The sequence below is a fragment of the Thalassiella azotivora genome (assembly GCF_054781695.1).
The window spans coordinates 1-18,872 of sequence record NZ_BAAGTX010000038.1; the positions used below are offsets into that span (position 1 = coordinate 1).

Annotated in this window: 20 protein-coding genes and 3 pseudogenes; 14 read left to right on the top strand and 9 right to left on the bottom strand. The window is 72.8% G+C overall.

Annotated elements, in window-relative coordinates:
- The 4 genes from ACYVQV_RS18465 to ACYVQV_RS18480 all read left to right on the top strand — a co-directional run.
- The coding region (locus tag ACYVQV_RS18465) for an MFS transporter (protein WP_461024788.1) at window positions 1-1,351 on the top strand (1,351 nt) is incomplete at its 5' end.
- Entirely contained in the window at window positions 1,348-1,938 is a 591-nt protein-coding gene (locus ACYVQV_RS18470; protein WP_461024789.1) for a TetR/AcrR family transcriptional regulator, read from the top strand. The genes ACYVQV_RS18465 and ACYVQV_RS18470, both read left to right, overlap by 4 nt.
- Window positions 1,935-2,579 carry a DivIVA domain-containing protein gene (locus tag ACYVQV_RS18475; protein WP_461024790.1) on the top strand — a complete coding sequence of 215 codons (645 nt, stop codon included), beginning with the start codon at window positions 1,935-1,937 and terminating at the stop codon, window positions 2,577-2,579. The genes ACYVQV_RS18470 and ACYVQV_RS18475 overlap by 4 nt, the downstream gene beginning before the upstream one ends.
- 40 nt (window positions 2,580-2,619) lie before the next feature.
- Window positions 2,620-3,372, top strand: coding sequence for a DinB family protein (locus tag ACYVQV_RS18480; RefSeq protein ID WP_461024791.1), 753 nt, complete (start codon window positions 2,620-2,622; stop codon window positions 3,370-3,372).
- A 12-nt stretch (window positions 3,373-3,384) separates the two neighbouring features.
- Here ACYVQV_RS18480 and ACYVQV_RS18485 read toward each other — a convergent pair whose 3' ends face one another.
- Together ACYVQV_RS18485 and ACYVQV_RS18490 are read right to left on the bottom strand one after the other, a co-directional pair.
- Window positions 3,385-3,822, bottom strand: a complete 438-nt coding sequence (locus ACYVQV_RS18485) for a VOC family protein (RefSeq protein ID WP_461024792.1) — start codon at window positions 3,820-3,822, stop codon at window positions 3,385-3,387.
- A gap of 159 nt (window positions 3,823-3,981) precedes the next feature.
- The gene (locus ACYVQV_RS18490) at window positions 3,982-4,245 is read right to left on the bottom strand and encodes a hypothetical protein (protein WP_461024793.1); all 264 of its coding nucleotides are present in this window, start codon (window positions 4,243-4,245) and stop codon (window positions 3,982-3,984) included.
- A gap of 370 nt (window positions 4,246-4,615) precedes the next feature.
- Between ACYVQV_RS18490 and ACYVQV_RS18495 the strand changes: the two are divergent.
- A pseudogene (locus tag ACYVQV_RS18495) lies at window positions 4,616-4,939 on the top strand (IS3 family transposase); the annotation flags it as partial.
- A gap of 108 nt (window positions 4,940-5,047) precedes the next feature.
- On the opposite strand, the gene ACYVQV_RS18500 reads toward ACYVQV_RS18495, so the two are convergent.
- A complete protein-coding gene (locus ACYVQV_RS18500) occupies window positions 5,048-5,311 on the bottom strand; it encodes a hypothetical protein (protein WP_461024794.1) in 264 nt (87 codons plus the stop codon).
- Window positions 5,312-5,342: 31 nt separating this feature from the next.
- Window positions 5,343-5,789 carry a hypothetical protein gene (locus ACYVQV_RS18505; RefSeq protein ID WP_461024795.1) on the bottom strand — a complete coding sequence of 149 codons (447 nt, stop codon included), beginning with the start codon at window positions 5,787-5,789 and terminating at the stop codon, window positions 5,343-5,345.
- Between the two features lie 360 nt (window positions 5,790-6,149).
- On the opposite strand from ACYVQV_RS18505, the pseudogene ACYVQV_RS18510 reads away from it, so the two are divergent.
- Window positions 6,150-6,482: pseudogene (locus tag ACYVQV_RS18510) on the top strand (transposase); the annotation flags it as partial.
- A gap of 297 nt (window positions 6,483-6,779) precedes the next feature.
- On the opposite strand, the gene ACYVQV_RS18515 reads toward ACYVQV_RS18510, so the two are convergent.
- Window positions 6,780-7,523 (bottom strand): HAD-IIA family hydrolase, encoded by a 744-nt coding sequence (locus ACYVQV_RS18515; RefSeq protein ID WP_461024807.1) that lies wholly within the window; start codon window positions 7,521-7,523, stop codon window positions 6,780-6,782.
- A gap of 32 nt (window positions 7,524-7,555) precedes the next feature.
- Window positions 7,556-8,305, bottom strand: coding sequence for a VTT domain-containing protein (locus tag ACYVQV_RS18520; protein WP_461024796.1), 750 nt, complete (start codon window positions 8,303-8,305; stop codon window positions 7,556-7,558).
- A 33-nt stretch (window positions 8,306-8,338) separates the two neighbouring features.
- On the opposite strand from ACYVQV_RS18520, the gene ACYVQV_RS18525 reads away from it, so the two are divergent.
- The 6 genes from ACYVQV_RS18525 to ACYVQV_RS18550 all read left to right on the top strand — a co-directional run bounded on the left by ACYVQV_RS18525 (window position 8,339) and on the right by ACYVQV_RS18550 (window position 13,692).
- A complete protein-coding gene (locus tag ACYVQV_RS18525; protein WP_461024797.1) occupies window positions 8,339-9,001 on the top strand; it encodes a TrmH family RNA methyltransferase in 663 nt (220 codons plus the stop codon).
- A gap of 138 nt (window positions 9,002-9,139) precedes the next feature.
- Window positions 9,140-10,159, top strand: a complete 1,020-nt coding sequence (locus ACYVQV_RS18530) for an efflux RND transporter periplasmic adaptor subunit (RefSeq protein ID WP_461024798.1) — start codon at window positions 9,140-9,142, stop codon at window positions 10,157-10,159.
- The gene (locus ACYVQV_RS18535) at window positions 10,156-10,920 is read left to right on the top strand and encodes an ABC transporter ATP-binding protein (protein WP_461024799.1); all 765 of its coding nucleotides are present in this window, start codon (window positions 10,156-10,158) and stop codon (window positions 10,918-10,920) included. The genes ACYVQV_RS18530 and ACYVQV_RS18535 overlap by 4 nt, the downstream gene beginning before the upstream one ends.
- Window positions 10,917-12,125 (top strand): ABC transporter permease, encoded by a 1,209-nt coding sequence (locus ACYVQV_RS18540; protein ID WP_461024800.1) that lies wholly within the window; start codon window positions 10,917-10,919, stop codon window positions 12,123-12,125. Before ACYVQV_RS18535 ends, ACYVQV_RS18540 begins: the two co-directional genes overlap by 4 nt.
- A gap of 239 nt (window positions 12,126-12,364) precedes the next feature.
- Complete coding sequence (locus ACYVQV_RS18545; protein WP_461024801.1) at window positions 12,365-13,108, top strand: hypothetical protein; 744 nt, start codon at window positions 12,365-12,367, stop codon at window positions 13,106-13,108.
- Window positions 13,109-13,110: 2 nt separating this feature from the next.
- Complete coding sequence (locus ACYVQV_RS18550) at window positions 13,111-13,692, top strand: LemA family protein (RefSeq protein WP_461024802.1); 582 nt, start codon at window positions 13,111-13,113, stop codon at window positions 13,690-13,692.
- Between the two features lie 14 nt (window positions 13,693-13,706).
- On the opposite strand, the gene ACYVQV_RS18555 is transcribed toward ACYVQV_RS18550, so the two are convergent.
- Window positions 13,707-14,174, bottom strand: a complete 468-nt coding sequence (locus ACYVQV_RS18555) for a PIN domain-containing protein (protein WP_461024803.1) — start codon at window positions 14,172-14,174, stop codon at window positions 13,707-13,709.
- Window positions 14,171-14,515, bottom strand: a complete 345-nt coding sequence (locus ACYVQV_RS18560; RefSeq protein ID WP_461024804.1) for an AbrB/MazE/SpoVT family DNA-binding domain-containing protein — start codon at window positions 14,513-14,515, stop codon at window positions 14,171-14,173. The genes ACYVQV_RS18555 and ACYVQV_RS18560 overlap by 4 nt, the downstream gene beginning before the upstream one ends.
- Window positions 14,516-14,640: 125 nt before the next feature.
- On the opposite strand from ACYVQV_RS18560, the gene ACYVQV_RS18565 reads away from it, so the two are divergent.
- Window positions 14,641-16,020: an FAD-dependent oxidoreductase gene (locus ACYVQV_RS18565; RefSeq protein WP_461024805.1), complete on the top strand. Its 1,380-nt coding sequence runs from the start codon at window positions 14,641-14,643 to the stop codon at window positions 16,018-16,020.
- Here the strand turns inward: ACYVQV_RS18565 and ACYVQV_RS18570 are convergent.
- Window positions 15,961-17,655 carry a diguanylate cyclase domain-containing protein gene (locus ACYVQV_RS18570; protein ID WP_461024806.1) on the bottom strand — a complete coding sequence of 565 codons (1,695 nt, stop codon included), beginning with the start codon at window positions 17,653-17,655 and terminating at the stop codon, window positions 15,961-15,963. The two genes, ACYVQV_RS18565 and ACYVQV_RS18570, sit on opposite strands and share 60 nt — an antisense overlap.
- Before the next feature lie 248 nt (window positions 17,656-17,903).
- Here ACYVQV_RS18570 and ACYVQV_RS18575 point away from each other — a divergent pair.
- Window positions 17,904-18,872 (top strand): annotated as a pseudogene (locus tag ACYVQV_RS18575) (hypothetical protein); the annotation flags it as partial.

An 18,872-nucleotide genomic window follows, 5' to 3' on the forward strand; every position in this document is an offset into this window, starting at 1 on the left:
CACCGCGTTCATGCTCGCGGTGTCCAAGGGCGGGCAGTGGGGGTGGACGGCGCCCCTGACGATCGCGCTCGGTGTCGGCGGCGCGCTGCTCGTCGTCCTGTGGGTGCCGTGGGAGCTGCGGGCCCGCAACCCGCTGGTCGACGTCCGCGTCGCCGCGCGTCCCGCCGTCCTGCTCGTGAACGTCGTGTCGCTGCTCACCGGCTTCGCGATGTTCGTCAACATGCTCGTCACGACGCAGCTGCTGCAGCTGCCGGCGAGCACCGGGTACGGGTTCGGCCTGGACGTGCTGGAGGCCGGGATCTGGATGGCGCCGACGGCCCTGGTGTTCGGGGCGATGGCGCCGGTGGCGGCGGGGTTGATCCGGCGGTTCGGCCCGCAGGCGACCCTGACGGTCGGGGCCGCGATCATGGCGGTCGCGTACGGGGCGCGTACCGGCCTGAGCGACGAGCTGTGGCAGGTGGTGCTGGGGTCGGTGCTCGTGGCGGTCGGGACGTCGATGACGTTCGCCGCGATGCCGACGCTCATCATGCGCGCGGTGCCGGTGACGGAGACGGCGTCCGCGAACGGTCTGAACACGCTGCTGCGGTCGGTCGGGACGACGAGCTCGAGCGCCGCGATGGCGGCGGCGACGTCCATCGGGGCGGTGGCGATCGGCGGCGCGGTGTACCCGGGGTTCCGGTCGCTGATGGGGGTGCTGTGGCTGGCCGGCGGGCTGTCGCTGGTCGCCGCCCTGGTGTCGGTGCCGATGCACCGGATGCGGGAGTTCGCCGAGGAGCGGGAGCCGACCCGCGACGTCCGCGACCGCGTCGTCCACGGTGCGGTCGTCAGCACGACGGGACGGCCGGTCCGCAACGCCGTCGTCAGCGTCCTGACCCCGGCCGGCGAGCAGGTCGACTGGAGCCAGGTCGACTCTGCGGGTGACTTCTCGGTCGCCGTCCCGGGCGCCGGCCGGTACCTCGTCGTCGTCGCCGCGGAGGGCTGGGCGCCGCACTCGCTGCTGGCGGACCTCGACCCGAGCACCACGGCCCCGCCGATCGAGCTCACCGAACGGCTCACCCTCGCCGGGCGGGTCCTGTGCGGGGGCGACGGGCGGCCCGACGCGGTGGTGGCGCTGACCCGCCAGACCGGGGAGGTCGTCGCGACCGCACGGTCCGGCCCCGACGGCGGGTACGAGCTGCCGCTGCCGTCGAACGGCCGGTACGTGCTCACCGTCGTCACACCGTCCGGGACGACGGCCTCACGCGCCGTCCCGGTCTGGGGCGCGCGCCGCGTCGTCGACGTGGAGGTGCCGGACACCCCGTTGCCCGTCGGGGTGGCGCGCGCGGCGGTCGTCGAGGGGAGCCCGTCATGAGCGGCGCCCACCCTCCCGCGGCGACGACCGGGGAGACGTCGCGGCAGACCGTCCTGGAGGCGGCGACGGAGCTGTTCGCCGAGCGCGGGTTCCGGCAGGTGACGATCCGGGACGTCGCGGCGCGCGCGGGACTGTCCCCGGCGATGGTGATGAAGTGCTGGGGCAGCAAGAACGAGCTGTTCTACGCGGCGGCGACGGTCGAGCCGCCGCCGCTGCCGGACGTCCCCGACGACCGGCTGGGTGAGGCGCTCGTGGCCGGGGTGGTGGACCGGTTGGCGCGCGACGCGATCGAGCCGCTTACCCGCGCGTACGTGCTGAGGTTGTCGTCGCCCGACCCGGAGTCGGTGCAGCGCCGGTTCGTCACCGGGTACCTCGACCCGCTGACCGAGCGGCTCGGTGGGGACGACGACGCGAGGCTACGCGCCGAGCTGGTCGTCGCCGCGCTGCTCGGGCTCGCGGCGACGCTGCGGGTGTTCGAGGCGCCGACCGGGCGCGCCCGCCCGGGGGACGTCGTCGGACGCTTCGGGGCCGTCGTCCAGGCGCTCGTGGACGGCGGGCCCGCGGACCGCCCTACCGTGGGCGCGTGACCCGCCGTCCCGGACCGGCCCCGCTGCTGAGCGCTGCCGACGTCCGCTCCGCCCGCTTCCAGGCCACGAGGTTCCGTGAGGGGTACGACCAGGAGGACGTCGACGCATTCCTGGACCGGCTCGCGGGCGTCCTGGAGGCGCTGGAGGAGGGACGTGAGCCGGCGGAGCGGCTGAGCCCGGAGGGCGTCCTGGACGAACGGTTCACGGCGACGAAGTTCCGCGACGGCTACGACCAGGACGAGGTGGACGACTTCCTCGACCGAGCGGTCGAGACACTCCGTGCGCAGGGGGCCGGTGACGTGGTGACGGGTCCGGGTGGTGCGCGCCGCGCCGACGTCCCGCCGGTCGAGCCCGTGACGGCGCGGGAGGTGCGGACAGCCCGGTTGGGCCGGTCGCGGTGGCGGGAGGGGTACGCGATCGCGGAGGTCGACGCGTTCCTGCGCCGGGTGGTGACCGCGCTGACCGACCTCGAAGCCGGTCGCAGCGAACGGCGGATGACCGTGGACGACGTCCGCTCGGTGCGGTTCTCGGCGACGAGGCTGCGCGAGGGGTACGTGCAGGACGAGGTGGACGACCTGCTCGAGCGCGTCGTGCGCACGCTCGAGCCGCCGGCGCCGACGGTGGACGCCGGGGGCTCGTGACCTCTGGTCGGGTGTCGTGGGTGGCTGCCAGAGTGCCGCCATGGTGGCCTTCGAGCGTGACGACCTGAGCGGTGCGCGGTTCGAGCGCACCTCCCTGAAGGGGGCTCGCTTCGTGAGCGTGGACCTGTCCGACGCGGTGGTGCGCGGGTCCGAGGTGGCGGGGGTCGAGATCGACTCACCGTGGCTGCTCGAAGGCGGCTCCCTTCTCGTCAACGGCGTGGACGTCGTCCCGCTCGTGGACGCCGAGCTGAACCGGCGGTTCCCCGGACGGGCGGACCGGCGAGCCGAGGACCCGGAGGCTTTACGCCGGGCGTGGGCCGCGCTCGAAGGCACCTGGGCGGCGACGCTCGACCGGGTCGCCGCGATGCCCGCCGGCACCGTCGGCGAGTCCGTGGACGGCGAGTGGTCGTTCGCCCAGACCCTGCGGCACCTGGTCATGGCGACGGACACCTGGCTCGGCCGGGCCGTCCTCGGGTTGGAGAGGCCGTACCACCCCATCGGCCAGCCGGACGACAGCTACGCCGCGGAAGGCAACGACCCGTCGGTGTTCTCCGAGACGTCCCCGTCGTGGGAGGAGGTCCTGGAGGTCCGCGCCGGCCGCGTCGCGATGGTCAGGGACTTCCTCGCCGGCGTCACTCTAGAAGAGCTCGCCGTCGAGCGCCGGAACCCGTGGGCGCCGGAGTACCCGGAGACGACGCTCTCGTGCCTGCACACGATCCTCGAGGAGGAGTGGGAGCACCACCGTTACGCGGTGCGCGACCTCGACGCCATCGAGGTGCGCTCTGCCGGGTGACCTCCGGTCCCGTCAGCCCTGCGTCAGGTCCTGGGCGAGCATCACGATGATGCCGCTCGGGCCGCGGACGTAGGTGAGCTTGTACTGGTCCTCGTACGTCGCGACGCCGCGCAGCGGGTGGCAGCCGTGCCGGGCGGCGATCGCGAGGGCCTCGTCGAGGTCGTCGACCGAGAACGCCACCCGGTGCATGCCGATCTCGTTCGGCCGGGTCGGTTCCGTCTCGATCGCCTCGGGGTGGATGTACTCGAAGAGCTCGAGCCGACCGGTGCCGTCCGGCGTCTGCAGCATCGCGATGCGGGCGTGGTTGCCGTCGAGGCCGACCGCGGTGTCCGCCCACTCGCCACTGACCGTCGCCTGCCCGAGGACAGTCAGTCCGAGGTCGGTGAAGAACGCGATCGTGGCGTCGAGGTCCCGGACGGCGATCCCGACGTTCTCCAGCTTGATGGGCATGCGCCAGCACGCTAGCGAACGACGGGGCGTCGTCGTGGCATGGCAACAACCAGCCGGGCCCGCCTGTGACAAGAATGAGATTGACGGTCGTGCAGTCAAACGCCACCGGCGCCCAGCCGGCTACAGCGATGAGGAAGTTGGCCGGTAGGAATGCCAACGCTATGGCACGCGGCGGTCGTAGGCCTCCGAGAGGTCACGCCACAAGGTGGAGAGAACCTCGGGAACGTCGTAGTACCTCGCGATCCCGGGGAGAGGTGCGGCCGCGGCGTCGTCGGCGGACTGCACGGCCTGAGCGGCCTTGGCTACCTGCTTGGCGAGGGTCCTCAACGTGGCGTCGTCGGCACCCGCCGCGAGCGCAGACATATAGGTCTGCTCTGCCCGGTCGTACTGCTCGGACGCCTGGCCGATCGCGTCATCGCTCACCGTCTCAGCCTGCCAGAGTGGCCGATCCTGCGGACGGAGCGATGGCCGCGGACCGCGGCGCGTCGGAGGAGGGACGCAGTGGGTGACGACGGTACAAAGGCGGCGGAGTGATGCGTCCATCGCGGTAGACCCGAGCCGTGATCTTGTCGCACGCCCGTCGAGGCGATCGCGGTGGACGTCCTGGGAACGGATGAGCACGACGGGGCCACGCTGTTCATGTGCCGCGCGAGGCCGTCGCTGGTCAAGTCCCGAGGCGTGGTGTAGCAGGCCGCCTGATCCTTCTGCTGTTCAGGCGGTGAGGGCGGTCAGTTCGGTGCTCACCCCCTTCGCGGGGTTGGCGATGGCCTCGTCGGTGGTGTGGTGTGTCCCGCGTTCGGTGTTGCATCGACCGGTTGAATCCGGTCAGTTCCGAAGCCGGAAGGTGGGGCACGCACTGAACCGTTCCGGGCTGGTCGGATCGATGGGCAGGGTCGGGGCCGCCGGCGACAACGCAGCGATGGAGAGCTTCTTCTCCCTGCTCCAGAAGAACGTCCTGGACCGCCGAACCTGCCCCACACGCGAGCAGCTGAGGATTGCGATCGTGACCTGGATAGAGCGGACCTACCACCGCCGCCGACGACAGGACCGACTCGGCCGGTTGACCCCGATCGAGTACGAAGCCATCATCACCACACCCGCCACTCAGGCGGCCTGACCGAACCTGTCACCCACTCGTGCAGCAGACCCCTACGCCACAATCACACCCGAACGGCACCGCAGACGCCGAAACCATGACCAACGACGGGACGATGCAAGATCCGGGCTAGTCGCCGTGAGCGACCTCAGTGATCCCGTCCAGGTCCCCGACTGAGACCCGCATCGCTACGGCAAGTTCATCCATCGTCCAGCCTGCCGCCAGAGCGGCCGCAACTGCGTCCTGCAGTTCCCGCATGGCTGCCACATGGCTTTGTTGAAGAGAGTCGAACGCCGCAACGGCTTGCTTCAGTGCCGCGTCGCCACGGTCATCAACCGACTTGGATTTCCGGTCCCCGGTTGCGCCAATCGTCCAGCCGTCGTGAAGCGGCATGCCATCGGGGCTGTGCGCGGGCACTCTGACCTCAGCCTGTCACGTATGGGAAGTCGCAGGCTACTTTCGGCTCATCGCGATCGACGACTGGACTGAACTCCACGTTGCGCGACGACGGCCAAACGATCTGTTGGTACTTTCTTGTCGTCGACGAGGTGCAGGTGGCAAAGCGATACATCGTGGAGACGCGGGTGTAATCCTGGCTGTAGGAACTGCGAAGGCGTGGCGTCTTGTTGATCATTGTTGCAAAAGGTGCGCCTGTGCTGCTTCGTAGTTGGATCCTGATGCTCTGAGGATACGTTCTCGGATCCGAGCAAACTTGCTGCCCGCCGAAGTAGAGCCGTCCCGCGCCGGTTCGCTGAATTGTGGCGAAACTGCCTGCGCACCCCGCTGGAAACGCTGCCGCAGTGACGTCCTCGGAGCTGCTCGGCATCACGCTAATGGTCCAGTCGCCGTTCTGGGTGACTCGAAACTCCAAGCCACCCTTCTGCTGAACAAGTGTTCCATCGCTCTCGTGAAAAGTGACCACAGTCGGGTCGACCGGCGCATCAGGGGCTATGACGAAGCGCGGCGCGACGACTTCTGCGTGACTTGACGTGGCTGGCCCTGGCATGTCTGGTGACGCAGTCGCTGCTGTGGCGGAGCCAACGAGCAAAGCGATACAGGCGCCAGCAATCGCGATCCTATGTGCCACTTCAGCCCCGAGTCGTGGTCTTGCGCGGACGATATCGAACGGCGTGCTGATCGGCAAGGGTTCGGTAGCCTCTGTGCCGCCGACGCACGCTCGGCAAGGTGCTCCTGCGTTCGGACACGACTCGCCCGCCTTTCGCGGGAGACCCACGCCCGCGTCGAGGACCGCATCCGGTGCGCCAAGGACACAGGCCTGGGCCGGTTCCCCTCCCGCCACGCCGCCATCAACGCCGTCTGGCTCGAGCTCGCACTGGCCGGCATCGACCTGCTGGCCTGGACGCAGACCTCGCTCCTCACCGGAGACCTGGCCAGGGCCGAGCCGAAGGCCATCCGCTACCGACTGCTCCACGCCGCCGCCCGCATCACCCGCGGACAACGCCGCACCTACCTGCGCCTGCCGGCGCACTGGCCCTGGGCCCGCGCACTCGCCCAAGCGTTCGCCACCCTCGCGCGCATCCCCGCACCGCTGCCCTCGGGCTGATTCAGGAACAAGACGCTGACCACCCACCACCCGAGGACCCGGAGACACCGGCCACCGCGCCGGAACCTCGCCGACCCCTCATCCGCGACGCCCACCCACGCCCCTCAACGCGCCCTCCGGAGGCCGTGATCAGCGGCCTACTGAAAGACCGGGGCTTACGCGAACCCCGCTGACTCGTCGACGGCCGACAAGAACCGGCACATGGCCATGTCACTCTGCGCGGGTAGGCATCATGGCGGCCCTCGATGCGAGGCGGCTCGCTGGGCGTAGCGCATCGCTCCAGATCGCGAGAGCCTCTCAGACCATCGGAATCAGGTCCGCCACCGAGTCCAGCACCTTCGCCGGCCGGTACGGGAACCGCTCCACCTGCTCACGCCTCGTCGAGCCCGTCAGCACCAAGTACGTCCGCAGCCCCGCCTCGATGCCGGCGACGACGTCGGTGTCCATCCGGTCGCCGACCATCGCCGTCGTCTCGGAGTGCGCGTCGATCCGGTTCATCGCGCTGCGGAACATCATCGGGTTCGGCTTGCCGACGACGTACGGCTGCGACCCACCCGTCGCGCGGGTGATCAGAGCGGCCACCGCACCCGTGGCGGGCAGGGGGCCCTCCGCGGACGGGCCGGTCGGGTCGGGGTTCGTGGCAATGAACCGGGCACCCTTCTCGATCAGCCGGATCGCCTTGGTGATCGCCTCGAACGAGTACGTCCGCGTCTCACCGAGCACCACGAAGTCCGGTTCGTGGTCGGTCAGCACGTACCCGACGTCGTGCAGGGCCGTCGTCAGCCCCGCCTCGCCGATGACGTACGCGGACCCGCCGGGGGCCTGGTCGGCGAGGAACTGCGCCGTCGCGAGCGCCGACGTCCAGATCGACTCCTCGGGGACGTTCAAACCGCTGCGGGCCAGGCGCGCCCGCAGGTCGCGCGGGGTGAAGATCGAGTTGTTCGTCAGGACCAGGAACCGGCGCTCCCGGTCGACCAGCCGCTGGAGGAAGTCGGCGGCACCGGGCAGGGCGGCGTCCTCGTGCACCAGGACGCCGTCCATGTCGGTCAGCCAGCACTCGACCTCCGCAGCGCTCACCCCTTGATGTCCTCCTCCTCGACGCGCCGGCGCTCCTCCGGCTCGTCGTAGCGCTCGTCGCGCTCGTTGCCACCCCGCTTCGCCCGCCACAGCTCGATGACGACCGGTACCAGCGACACCCCGATGATCGCGAAGATGATCAGCTCGAGGTTGTCCTTCACGAACGTCACGTTGCCCAGCAGGTAGCCGAGGATCGTCACCCCGACCCCCCACAGCAGGGCGCCGATGACGTTGTACGAGACGAACGTCCGGTACCGCATCCCACCCACACCGGCCGCGACCGGTGCGTACGTGCGCACGAACGGCACGAACCGGGCGATGATGATCGTCCGGCCGCCGTACTTGTCGAAGTAGGCGTACGTCTGGTCGATGTACGACTGCTTGAAGAACCGCGAGTCCGGCTTGTTGAAGATCTTCGGGCCGGCCTTGTTGCCGATGAAGTACCCCACCTGGTCCCCGAGGAACGCCGCCGCGAAGAGCAGCAGGCACAGCAGCCACAGCGGGGTGGCGATCTGGTCCTGCGCCACCAGCAGCCCCGCGGTGAACAGCAGCGAGTCGCCGGGCAGCAGCGGGAACAGCAGGCCCGTCTCCACGAACACCACGAGCACGATGCCGATCAGCGCGTAGTCACCGAACGAGGCGATCAGGTGCTCGGCGTCGAGCCACGACGGGCCGAGCGCGGTCACGCCCGTGGCCGGCAGGGCCAGGGCGACGTCGGTCAGGGCAGCGGGGACACCGGGGAGCACCAGACCAGGGTACGGGGCGCCTACCCTGACCCGGTGCTGTCGGACACCCCGGGACGTGCAGATCCTGTGCAACCCGGTGACGACGAGCGCGAGGTCGGCGTCGGCCCCTGGCAGGGCCCCTGGCCGGACGACGACCGGTACGACCCGCAGCTGCTCGCCGAGGGCGACCGGCGCAACGTCGTCGACCGGTACCGCTACTGGACCGTCGAGGCCGTCGTCGCCGACCTCGACACCCGCCGCCACCCCCTGCACGTGGCGATCGAGAACCTGCGCCACGACCTCAACATCGGGTCCGTCGTCCGCACCGCGAACGCGTTCAACCTCGCCGGCGTCCACGTCGTCGGCCGCCGCCGCTGGAACCGGCGCGGCGCGATGGTCACCGACCGGTACCTGCACGTGCACCACCACCCGGACGCCGCCGCGCTCGCCGCGTGGGCGCACGCCGTGGGGCTGCCGCTGCTCGGCCTGGACAACGTCCCGGACGCCGTCCCGCTGGAGACCGCGGACCTGCCGGAGCGAGCCGTCCTCGTCCTCGGCCAGGAGGGCAGCGGCCTCAGCGACGACGCGCTCGCCGCGTGCGACGAGGTGCTGTCCATCGCCCAGTTCGGCTCCACCCGCTCCCTCAACGCCGGCGCCGCCGCCGCCATCGCGATGCACGCGTGGGTCCGCCGGCACCCGTTCGGTCAGCGCCCCTGACGACACCCGTCACGGCAGGTCGGGTACGACTCGCCGGAGAACGGTGCGCCGCGACGTCCGCGACCGCTAGGTTCACCGCCGAGCCCGGTGGTCCCGCCGGTGCGCGTGCGTCGGATCGGGGGTCCGTCAGTGGGTTTCGTGCGTTCCGTGCTACTGCCCGTCGCCAGGTTGCTCGTGTGGACGGTGATCGCCCTCGCCCTGTGCGTGCTGGCGTTCGGCCGCGGCGGGGACGACGGTGACGCCGCCGGGCCGCTCGCGCCCGTCGCGGGGGCCGGCGCGTCCGTCGTCCCCGTCACCACCGGCGACATCAGCTCCGTCGTCGCCGTCACCGGCACCGTCGTCGCCGACCCCGCCACGACCGTGCGGTCCACCGCGACCGGCACCGTCTCCCGCCTGCGCGTCGAGGTCGGCGACACCGTCGCCGCCGGGGACCGGCTCCTCGACGTCGAGGTGCAGCTCGAACCCCTCGAGGGCGAGACCGTCACCGCCGACGACGGCACCGTCACCACCACACCCCCGGTGCCCCGCACGAAGATCGAACGCGTCACCGCGACCACGGCTGGCACCGTCACCGCCGTCGCCGTGCTCAAGGGCCAGGACGTGTCCATCGGCACCGACGTCGTCACCGTCTCGCCCGGCACCCTGTCCGTCAGCGCGCCGCTGACCCAGTCCCAGCAGTTCCGCCTCCTGACCCCGCCGCAGACCGCCAGCGCCCAGGCCCCCGGCGGACCCGCCCCGTTCGAGTGCACCAACCTGCGGACGTCCGCCGCCGAGCAGCCCGAGGCCGGCGCCGCCCCCGGGTACGACCCGATGACCGGCATGCCGATGGAGAACCCCACCGCCGAGGTCACCTGCGCCGTCCCCGCCGGGACCACCGTGTTCGCCGGGATGAGCGTCGAGCTGACCGTCGACACCGGGTCGGTCACCGGCGTCCTCGTCCTGCCCGTGTCCGCGGTGCTCGGCACCGTCGGGGAGGGGCGCGTCTGGGTCGTCGGGGACGACGGCGAGTCGGCCGAGCGCGCCGTCACCCTCGGCCTCACCGACGGCCAGCAGGTCCAGGTCACCGGTGGGCTGGAGGAGGGCGAGCAGGTCCTCGAGTTCACCCCCGCGCCCCTGGACGACGAGATGGCCGGCGGTCCCGAGGGGATGTGGGGATGAGCCTGCTGCACCTGGACGAGGTCAGCCGCTCCGTCGTCCTGCCCGACGGGTCCGTCCTGCCGATCCTCACCGACGTCAGCCTCGACGTGGCCGAGGGCGAGCACGTCGCCGTCGTCGGGCGCTCCGGCTCAGGCAAGTCGACCCTGCTGAACATCCTCGGCCTGCTCGACACCCCCACCACCGGCACGTACGCGGTGGACGGCGCCCCCACCGCCGGGCTCGGCGCCCGCCACCGCAGCCGCATGCGCGGGGAGACGTTCGGCTTCGTGTTCCAGCAGTTCAACCTGCTGCCGCGGCGCACCGCCGTCGAGAACGTCGCCGTCCCGCTCCTCTACACGCGGGGGACGACGTTCTGGCGGCGGTCCGCGCTGGCCCGCCGGGCGCTGGAGCGCGTCGGCCTCGGGCACCGCCTGGACGCCGTCCCCGAGCGCCTGTCCGGCGGCGAGCAGCAGCGCGTCGCCATCGCCCGCGCCCTCGTGCGCAGCCCGCGCGTGCTGCTCGCCGACGAGCCGACCGGGTCGCTGGACGTCGACACCGGCACCGCGGTCATGGACCTGCTCGAGGAGGTCACCACCGCCGCCGGCTCCACCCTCGTCACCATCACCCACGACCTGTCCGTCGCCGCCCGCGCCGACCGCCAGTTCCGCCTCGACCACGGCCGGCTCACCCCCCTCGACGCGGACGACGTCGCCACCGTCACCGCCCACCGGCAGCGCCGCACCCCCGAGCCCCAGCCCGTCGCCGGGGTGGGCGCCCCGTGACCGGCCTCGTCGGCAGCCTCACCGAGGCGTGGGGCGAGGTCCGCGTGCACCGGGCCCGCGTCGTCCTGTCCCTCGTCGGGGTCGTGCTCGCGGTGTTCGCGATGACCGCCGTCACCGCCGCCGGGAGCATCGGCCGCCAGGTCGTCCTGGAGTCGGCGGAGCGGATGAGCGGGCGCGCCACGACCGTGGCCGTGTTCGCCCACCCCGACGGGACGACGGCCACCACCCCCGACGTCGCCACGGTCCTCGACGACCTCGTCGACCGCTACGGGGTCGAGTACTCCAGCACCATCCGCGAGGTGTGGGCGCCCCTGCCCACCGCCCCCGGTGCACCGCCGCTCCCCGGTGAGCACTCCGAGGTCACCCTGCGGGCGGTCGACGTCGACTACGCCGTCATCCACCGGATCGAACCCGAGGCGGGGCGCTGGCTCGTCCCCGGGGACGCCGAGCGGCTCGCCCCGGCCGTCGTCGTGAACCGCACCTTCGTGGAGGCCGTGGGGATGGACGGCGTCGAGCCGCCGTTCACCGTGCTGCTGCCCGGTGAGCCGGCCACCAGCGGCACGGTCGTCGGCGTCGTCGACCGCAACCCGTGGAGCGCGGAGGCCATGCTGCTGCCCGCGGCGATGGACCGGCTGCCCGCCGACGTGGTGCGCAACGGCTCCTCGCCCAGCCTCGAGCTGTGGGTACCGCCGGACCTGGTGCCCACCCTGCGCCAGGAGATCCCGCCGCTGCTCGCCGCCCAGGGCCTCGGCGGGGACGTCGCGCCGATGAGCGACGAGTCGCTGGCCGGCATGCTGACCGTCATCCAGTGGGGCGTGCGGGTGCTGTCGTGGTTTGCGCTCGGCCTCGGCGCGCTCGGCGTCCTCAACGTCGGCGTCGTCACCGTGCGCCAGCGGGTCCGGGAGATCGGGGTGCGACGGGCCCTCGGCGCGTCGTCCGGGCGGGTGTTCGCCGCGGTCGTGCTGGAGAGCGTCTGCGCCACGGCGCTCGCCGGCCTCGTGGGCGTCGCCCTCGCCGTCGCGGTCGTCGTCAACGTGCCGCTCGAGCTGCTGCTCGGCGACTACGGCATCAGCGACATCCCGCCCTTCCCGGTCTCCGCCGCCGTCGAGGGCCTCGTCACCGCGACCGTCGTCGGTGCGCTCGCCGGGCTCGTGCCGGCCACGATGGCGGTGCGCGCCCCGGTCATCGACGCCATCCGCTACTGACCCGCACACCCCCTGTGCTCACCCTTCCGGGGTTTGCTCACCGAGACGGTGCGTATCGGCCGGTTCCGCACCGTTCCAGCGCGCAAAGCCCGGAAGGGTGAGCAAAGGGTCGAGAGGGAGCCGGAGGGCGGGTCGCCGCGTCTACGGTGGTGGCAGGGGTCGACCGAGGCCCCGACCGCACGACACCGCGGGACGACGCGGCCCCGCGCAGCCGACCGACGACCAGGAGGAGGGTCCCCGTGGAGTCCGCTCCCGTCGTCCCCGTGCTCGTCATGGCGCTCGTCGCCGCGGTCATGGTCGTCGGCGCGGTGTACTCCCACCAGGTCGCGCGCAAGCGCCGCGAGGCGTTCTTCACCTGGGCGACCGCCCACGGGCTGCGGTACGACCGCGACGCGCCGTGGCTGGTGAACCGGTGGCGAGGGACGCCGTTCGGCACCGGCCGCAGCCGCCGGGCGACCAACGCCGTCAGCGGCCGCTGGGACGGTCGTGACTTCGTCGCGTTCGACTACCAGTACACGGTGACCCGCGGCAGCGGGAAGAACCGCCGCAGCCACACCTACCGGTTCAGCGTCCTCGCCGTGGCGCTGCCCGCCCCCCTCAGCCGGCTCGAGGTCACCCCCCAGGCGATCGGCTACGGCCTCGCGAAGGCGTTCGGCGCGCAGGACATCGAGCTGGAGAGCCACGCCTTCAACGAGGCGTTCGTCGTCAAGGCCGACAGCGAGCGGTTCGCGTACGACGTCCTGCACCCCCGCGCCCAGGAGGTGCTGCTGGCCGGCGCCCGCCACGGCAGGTCCCTCGTCCTCGGCGGCACCGACCTCGTGTCGGTCGCGCCGCAGGTGGCCGGCCCGGCCGCCGTCGTCGACTGGCTCCACCAGGCCGACGCGTTCCTCGACCTCGTGCCCCGCTTCACCTGGCAGGCGCACGGTCACGACCCCGCGCCGGCGTCACTGGACGACGACCGGCGCGTCGACCAAGGAGGCTGACCGTGGAGGTCCTTCTCGTCCTGCTCGCCGTCGCGGTGGTCGTCGTGCTGCTCGCGGGCGTCGCCATGTACAACGGGCTGGTCCGGCTGCGAAACCTCGTCCAGGAGGGCTGGCGGCAGATCGACGTCGAGCTGCACCGCCGGCACGACCTGGTGCCGAACCTCGTCCAGACCGTCCAGGGGTACGCCGCCCACGAGCGGTCCGTCCTCGAGGAGGTCGTCCGGCTGCGGAACGCCGCCACCGCCCCCGGGTCCGCGCCCGCCGACCAGGCCGCGCAGGAGGACGCGCTCAGCGCCGCCCTCGGCCGGCTCTTCGCGCTCGCCGAGAGCTACCCGCAGCTGCGGGCGAACGAGAACTTCCTCGCGCTGCAGACCGAGCTCGCGACCACCGAGGACCGGATCGCCGCCGCCCGCCGCTTCTACAACGGCAACGTGCGGGCCCTGAACACCAAGGTCGAGACGTTCCCGTCGAACCTCGTTGCGTCGATGTTCTCCATCGGTCGGGCCGACTACTTCGAGATCACCGACCACGCCGTCCGGCAGGTCCCGCGGGTGTCCTTCGGCCAGCAGCCGCCCCAGGCCTGACCGCAACAGAGACGTCAGGGGATGGCGACCTGTACGTCGAGATGGCCCTCATCGACCATCCACTTCCAGTACCTGTCTCGCGTGAGCACCATGCAGTCGAGCCGCTCGGTGATGGCCAGGATGAGCGCATCCCCGAGTGAGAGGGTGGATTCCTGCTGCGAGTGCGACGCCGGTGGGCCGGGGTTGTCTCGGGAGATCGCGATGAGCTCCGCAGCACGCAGGAGGTCACCGTCGGTCGGGTGCTCGACGCGGAGGCTCAGCGCGGTCAGTGCATCGCCGATCTGACGCGCGGAGCTCCGGTTGCCCTTCCGTTGGGCGACGACCACCGACTCGGTCAGCACCGGCCCCGGCAGCAGGCCATCGACCTCCGGACGGAGCAGCGCCTGGTGAATCGCCTGCCACCCCCGCTCCTGGAGGAGAAGGGTGCAGACGACGGAGGAGTCGAGGCAGAGGCGCCTGGTCGCGGTCGGCGACGGGGTCACCGCGGCAGGCCGAGCTGGGCGAACAGGGAACGCGTGATCTCGTCCTCGTCGCGAGTGTCCTGGTCGACCTCGGCGGCGACCCGCTCCCACTTGGCTTCGGCGAGCGCGGAGTCCTGCACCCGGTGCTCACGGACGTCCCCGACCGAGTCCCCGGCGTCTCCGCCGTGGTTGTTCGCCCACACGGCGAACAGGAGGGACTTGGCGGTCACAAGCTTGACCTCGCCGTCCTGCACCACGAACTGAACCCGGTCGCCGGCGACCACGCCGAGAGCCTCGCGGACGGCCGCTGGCACCACCACACGTCCCTCTGTGCTCAGCTTGGACACCAGCTTCTCTGCCATGTGACAACTGTATGCCATGCAACTGGTCATCTGCCATCCCCACGTGAGTATGACGGGTCCGCCAGTCCTTGCCGGGCGAGTGCACCTGGCGCGCCCTCGAGCGCTCACCTCGGCAGGATGGCCGCATGACCACGCGACTCGTCGTCGTCGGGGCGGACGCCGCCGGGATGAGCGCCGCGCACCAGGCCCTGCGCACCGCCCGGGCGCGCGGCCGCGACCTCGAGGTCGTGGCCCTGGAGTCCACCGACCACACCTCGTACAGCGCGTGCGGGATCCCGTACTGGATGGCCGGGGACGTCGACTCGCCCGACGACCTCGTCGCCCGCACAGCCTCCGAGCACCGGTCGATGGGCGTCGACCTGCGGATGCGGTCCGAGGCCGTCGCGCTCGACCTCGACCGCCGCGCCGTCACCGTGCGCGACCACGACGCCGAGCGCACCTACGACCTGGGGTTCGACCTGCTGGTCCTGGCCACCGGCGCCGCCCCGCACGTGCCCGACTGGGCGGCCGGCGTCCCCGGCGTCCACCCCGTCAAGACCCTGGACGACGGCGCCGCCTGGGTCGACCTGCTCGGCGACCGCCCCCGCACCGCGGTCGTGGTCGGCGGCGGGTACATCGGTGTCGAGACCGCGGAGACCTTCGTCCGCCGCGGGGTCACCACCACCCTCGTCACCCGCGGACCCGAACCGCTGTCCGGGTCCCACGAGCCGCACGTGTCCGCCGTCGTCCGCCACGCCCTGGAGAAGGCCGGGGTCACCGTCGTCACCGGGTCGGAGGTCAGCGGCGTCTCGCCCGACGAGCCCGGCGGCGAGCACGGCGTCCGGGTCGCGTGCGCCAGCGGCACCGAGTACCCCGCCGAGGTCGTCGCCCTCGGCATCGGCGTGAGCCCCCGCGTGGCGCTCGCGACCGGCGCCGGCATCCCCGTCGGCGACCACGGTGGGCTGGTCCCGGGCCCGAACCAGCTCGTCGCAGACGGTGTCTGGGCGGCCGGGGACTGCTGCGAGGTGTGGGACCGCGTCCTGCAGTCGCGCTGGTTCATCCCGCTCGGCACCCACGCCAACAAGGCCGGGCGCGTCGCGGGCACCAACGCCGCCGGCGGGACGGCGACGTTCCACGGCGTCGTGGGGACGTCGATCACCCGGGCGGGGGACGCCGAGGTCGCCCGCACCGGCATCACGTCCCGGTGGCTGGACCGGATGGGCCTGACCGAGGACGATGTCGTCACCACCACGATGGAGTCGACGACCGCGTCCGGGTACATGCCGCAGGCCGACCCGATGACGGTGTGGGCGATGGCCCGCCGCGACGACGGGCGGCTGCTCGGGCTGCAGGTCGCCGGCGGCCGCGGGGCGGGCAAGCGGATCGACACCGCCGCCACCGCCCTGTGGGCGGGCATGGACGTCGGTACCGTGGCGGCGTTGGACCTGGCCTACGCGCCGCCGTTCTCACCCGTGTGGGATCCCGTCCAGATCGCCTGCCGCAAGCTGGCGGACCACCTGGGCTGAGCACGGGCCCGCCGCAGGCGGCGTCTCCCGGTCCGGCCGGTCCTCCGCCGTCCACGACTCCCAGTGGTTCTTGCCGTGCTGCTTCGCCGCGTACATCGCCGAGTCGGCCCGCCGCACCAGGGCCTCGGCGTCGTCCCCGTCGGCCATCAGGCACGCGCCGACGCTGCCGGTGACGGTCACCTCGACCCGCGCGTGGGCGACGTCGAGCGGCACCGGACGGCGCAGCGCGGCGAGCAGGCGGTCCGCGACACCCGCCACCGCGTCGTCGTCCGCGCGGCGCAGGAGCACCGCGAACTCGTCGCCGCCGAGCCGGGCCACGACGTCGCCCTCGCGCACGCACTCCAGCAGCCGGGAGCCGATCTGCCGGAGCAGGTCGTCGCCGGCGCCGTGCCCGTAGCGGTCGTTGACGGGCTTGAAGTCGTCCAGGTCGAGGAACAGCACCGCGGGCGTGTTCGTCGCGACGAGCCGGCCGTCGGCGGGGACGGCGGCGTCCAGGGCCGCGAGGAAGCCCGCCCGGTTCGCCAGGCCGGTCAGCGAGTCGGTGCGGGCCTGGCGGCGCAGCTCGGCCTCCAGCGACCGGCGCTCCGTGACCTCCGCGAGCAGGGCCCGGCGCACCTGCTCCTGCGCGGACGCGGCGATCCACAGCCGCCACAGCGCCAGGGCGGTCAGCAGCGTGGTGCCGAGGCCGAACAGCTGGCCCTCGCCCTGCCGGAACGACCACAGCAGCACCACCACGGGGCTGACGACGAGGGCAGTGCCGATGCCGAGGAGGCGGCTCGCGCTGGTCGTCAGGGACAGGTTGCGCTCGTCCGGCACCTCGCTGGCCGTCTCGATGACCTCGACGATCTGGCGCGGCAGCATCGACGCGGTCGTCACGACGGCCGCCATGATCGGCGAGGCGTCGATCAGCAGGCTGGGCAGCGGCGTGTCGCCGAACAGGTTCGAGGTGTGCGACGTGACGCCGAGCACCCCGGCGAGGAACAGCCCGGCGGTGGTCCAGGAGCGACCGGCGAGCAGCACCCGGGCGATGCCGACGAGCAGGACGGCGATCATGATCGGCAGGCCGACGAGGTCAGGCAGCCCGTCGCCGTCCGACCCCGGGCCGCTCGACCAGGCGGCCGCGGCCAGCCCGGTCGCCACCGTGAGCACCGCCGGGTCCAGCCACTGGTCGACCTTGTGCCAGGAGAAGCGGCTGACGAGGGCCAGGGCGACCGCGAGGAAGAGCGAGGCGTAGCCGACGAGGTCCGCCCACTCCTCCACCACCGCGCCGACGTGGACCTCGGGCGACCCCGCGAGGAGCCACGCCGCCTCGCCCGCGGAGCTGACCCCGAACAGCAGGAACATCGTCGCGATGAGCCGCAACGGGCCGGGCCGGTGCGTCCCGTGCAGCTGGACGAGCGCCAGCATCGTCGAGCCCGACACGCCGTACAGCACCGTCTCCAGGCCCGCCCGCAGCGGCCCGTCCTCGAGCAGGAACCACACGCCGAGCAGCACGACCGCCAGCGCCAGTCCGGGGACGCCGACCCGCAGCGCGGGCCGGGACGCGAACCCGGTGGGGCGGTCGCCGGCCGGCGGCGGCACGGCGGAACCCGCCCGGCCGCGTCGGCCGGGCCCCCGGGGGCTCCTGGTGCTCACGTGCCCTCATCGGCAGGCCGCCCGTTTCGTTGAGGGATGAACGACCTGCGTGTCAGCCGGGTGGCCCCACCGGGTCCCCGACGGGTCACCGACCGGGCCCTGCGACCACGTCCCCCGAGCGGTTGAAACGCCCTCCCGTCCGACCGGACGAGGGGTCCGGGGCAACCCGGCACCGCAGCCGGTCCGTCTACCCTCACGGCGACCGGCGGACCCGTCGCGCCGGGCACGAGCAGGGGCGGAGGACGCGGATGCGGGCACGGCGCCTCGTCCTGGCCCGCGCGTCCTGGGACCGTCGCGCGCTCACCGCCGTCGGCGCCGTCCTGCTCGTCGCGGGGACGGCGGTGGCCGGGGTCGTCGTCGCCGCCGACACCGGTGTCCGCGCCGCCGTCGCCGGGCAGGTGCGGGCCCTCGACGTCCCCGACCGCGGTGCCGAGGTGACCGCGCGGCCGCGCGCTGACACCGGGACCGACGCCGGAACCGAGAGCGAGACCGGACCTGACGCCGGAGGTGGCGGCGGTCTGGCCGCGCTCGACACCGCGGTCCGCGAGGACGTCGCCCGCGCGCTCGGGGACGCCGCGCCGCGGGTCACCGTCCGCGCGTCGGTGCGCTCCGACCTCGTCGACGTCACGGACCCCGCCGCGCAGGGCCTGCGGCTCGTCGGCGTCCACCACGACGACCCCGCCGACCACTACGAGCTCGTCGCGGGGGACTGGCCCGCGGACGCCCCGGAGCCCGGACCGGGGCAGGTCGCGGTCGTGCTGCACCGCACGGCGGCGAGCCTGCTCGGCGTCGGACCGGGCGACGTCGTCCCCGTCGACCTCGGCCCCGCCCCCGGCGGCCTGCTGGTCACCGGCACGGCCCTGCCGCGCGACCCCGCGGACCCCGCCCTGGGCGGCGACCCGATGGAGGTGGAGGGCACGCAGGGCACCGCGACCGCCGGGCCGTTCCTCGTCGACGACCCCGCCGCCCTCGGACGCTCGACCGGGGTGTGGCGCGTCTCCGCCGACCTGGACGGCGCCACGCCCGCCACGCTGGCGGCCGTCGGACGGGGCCTGGAGCGGCTGCCGGCCGTCGTGCGCGCCGACCCCCGGCTGCCCGCGGCCCGCGCCTCCGCCGACGGGGGACCGGTCCTGACCGGCCTCGGCTCCCGGACGGCGGCAGCCGCGGCGGGCACGGTGGTGGCCGCGGCGCTCGTCACCGCCGCCGGCGTGGCCGGG

Bases quoted from the DNA above. Each gene is read 5' to 3' on its own strand.
- ACYVQV_RS18470 (WP_461024789.1), top strand. From the start codon at position 1,348: ATGAGCGGCGCCCACCCTCCCGCGGCGACGACCGGGGAGACGTCGCGG.
- ACYVQV_RS18480 (WP_461024791.1), top strand. From the start codon at position 2,620: ATGGTGGCCTTCGAGCGTGACGACCTGAGCGGTGCGCGGTTCGAGCGC.
- ACYVQV_RS18485 (WP_461024792.1), bottom strand. From the start codon at position 3,822: ATGCCCATCAAGCTGGAGAACGTCGGGATCGCCGTCCGGGACCTCGAC.
- ACYVQV_RS18500 (WP_461024794.1), bottom strand. From the start codon at position 5,311: ATGCCGCTTCACGACGGCTGGACGATTGGCGCAACCGGGGACCGGAAA.
- ACYVQV_RS18515 (WP_461024807.1), bottom strand. From the start codon at position 7,523: ATGGACGGCGTCCTGGTGCACGAGGACGCCGCCCTGCCCGGTGCCGCC.
- ACYVQV_RS18535 (WP_461024799.1), top strand. From the start codon at position 10,156: ATGAGCCTGCTGCACCTGGACGAGGTCAGCCGCTCCGTCGTCCTGCCC.
- ACYVQV_RS18560 (WP_461024804.1), bottom strand. From the start codon at position 14,515: ATGGCAGAGAAGCTGGTGTCCAAGCTGAGCACAGAGGGACGTGTGGTG.
- ACYVQV_RS18565 (WP_461024805.1), top strand. From the start codon at position 14,641: ATGACCACGCGACTCGTCGTCGTCGGGGCGGACGCCGCCGGGATGAGC.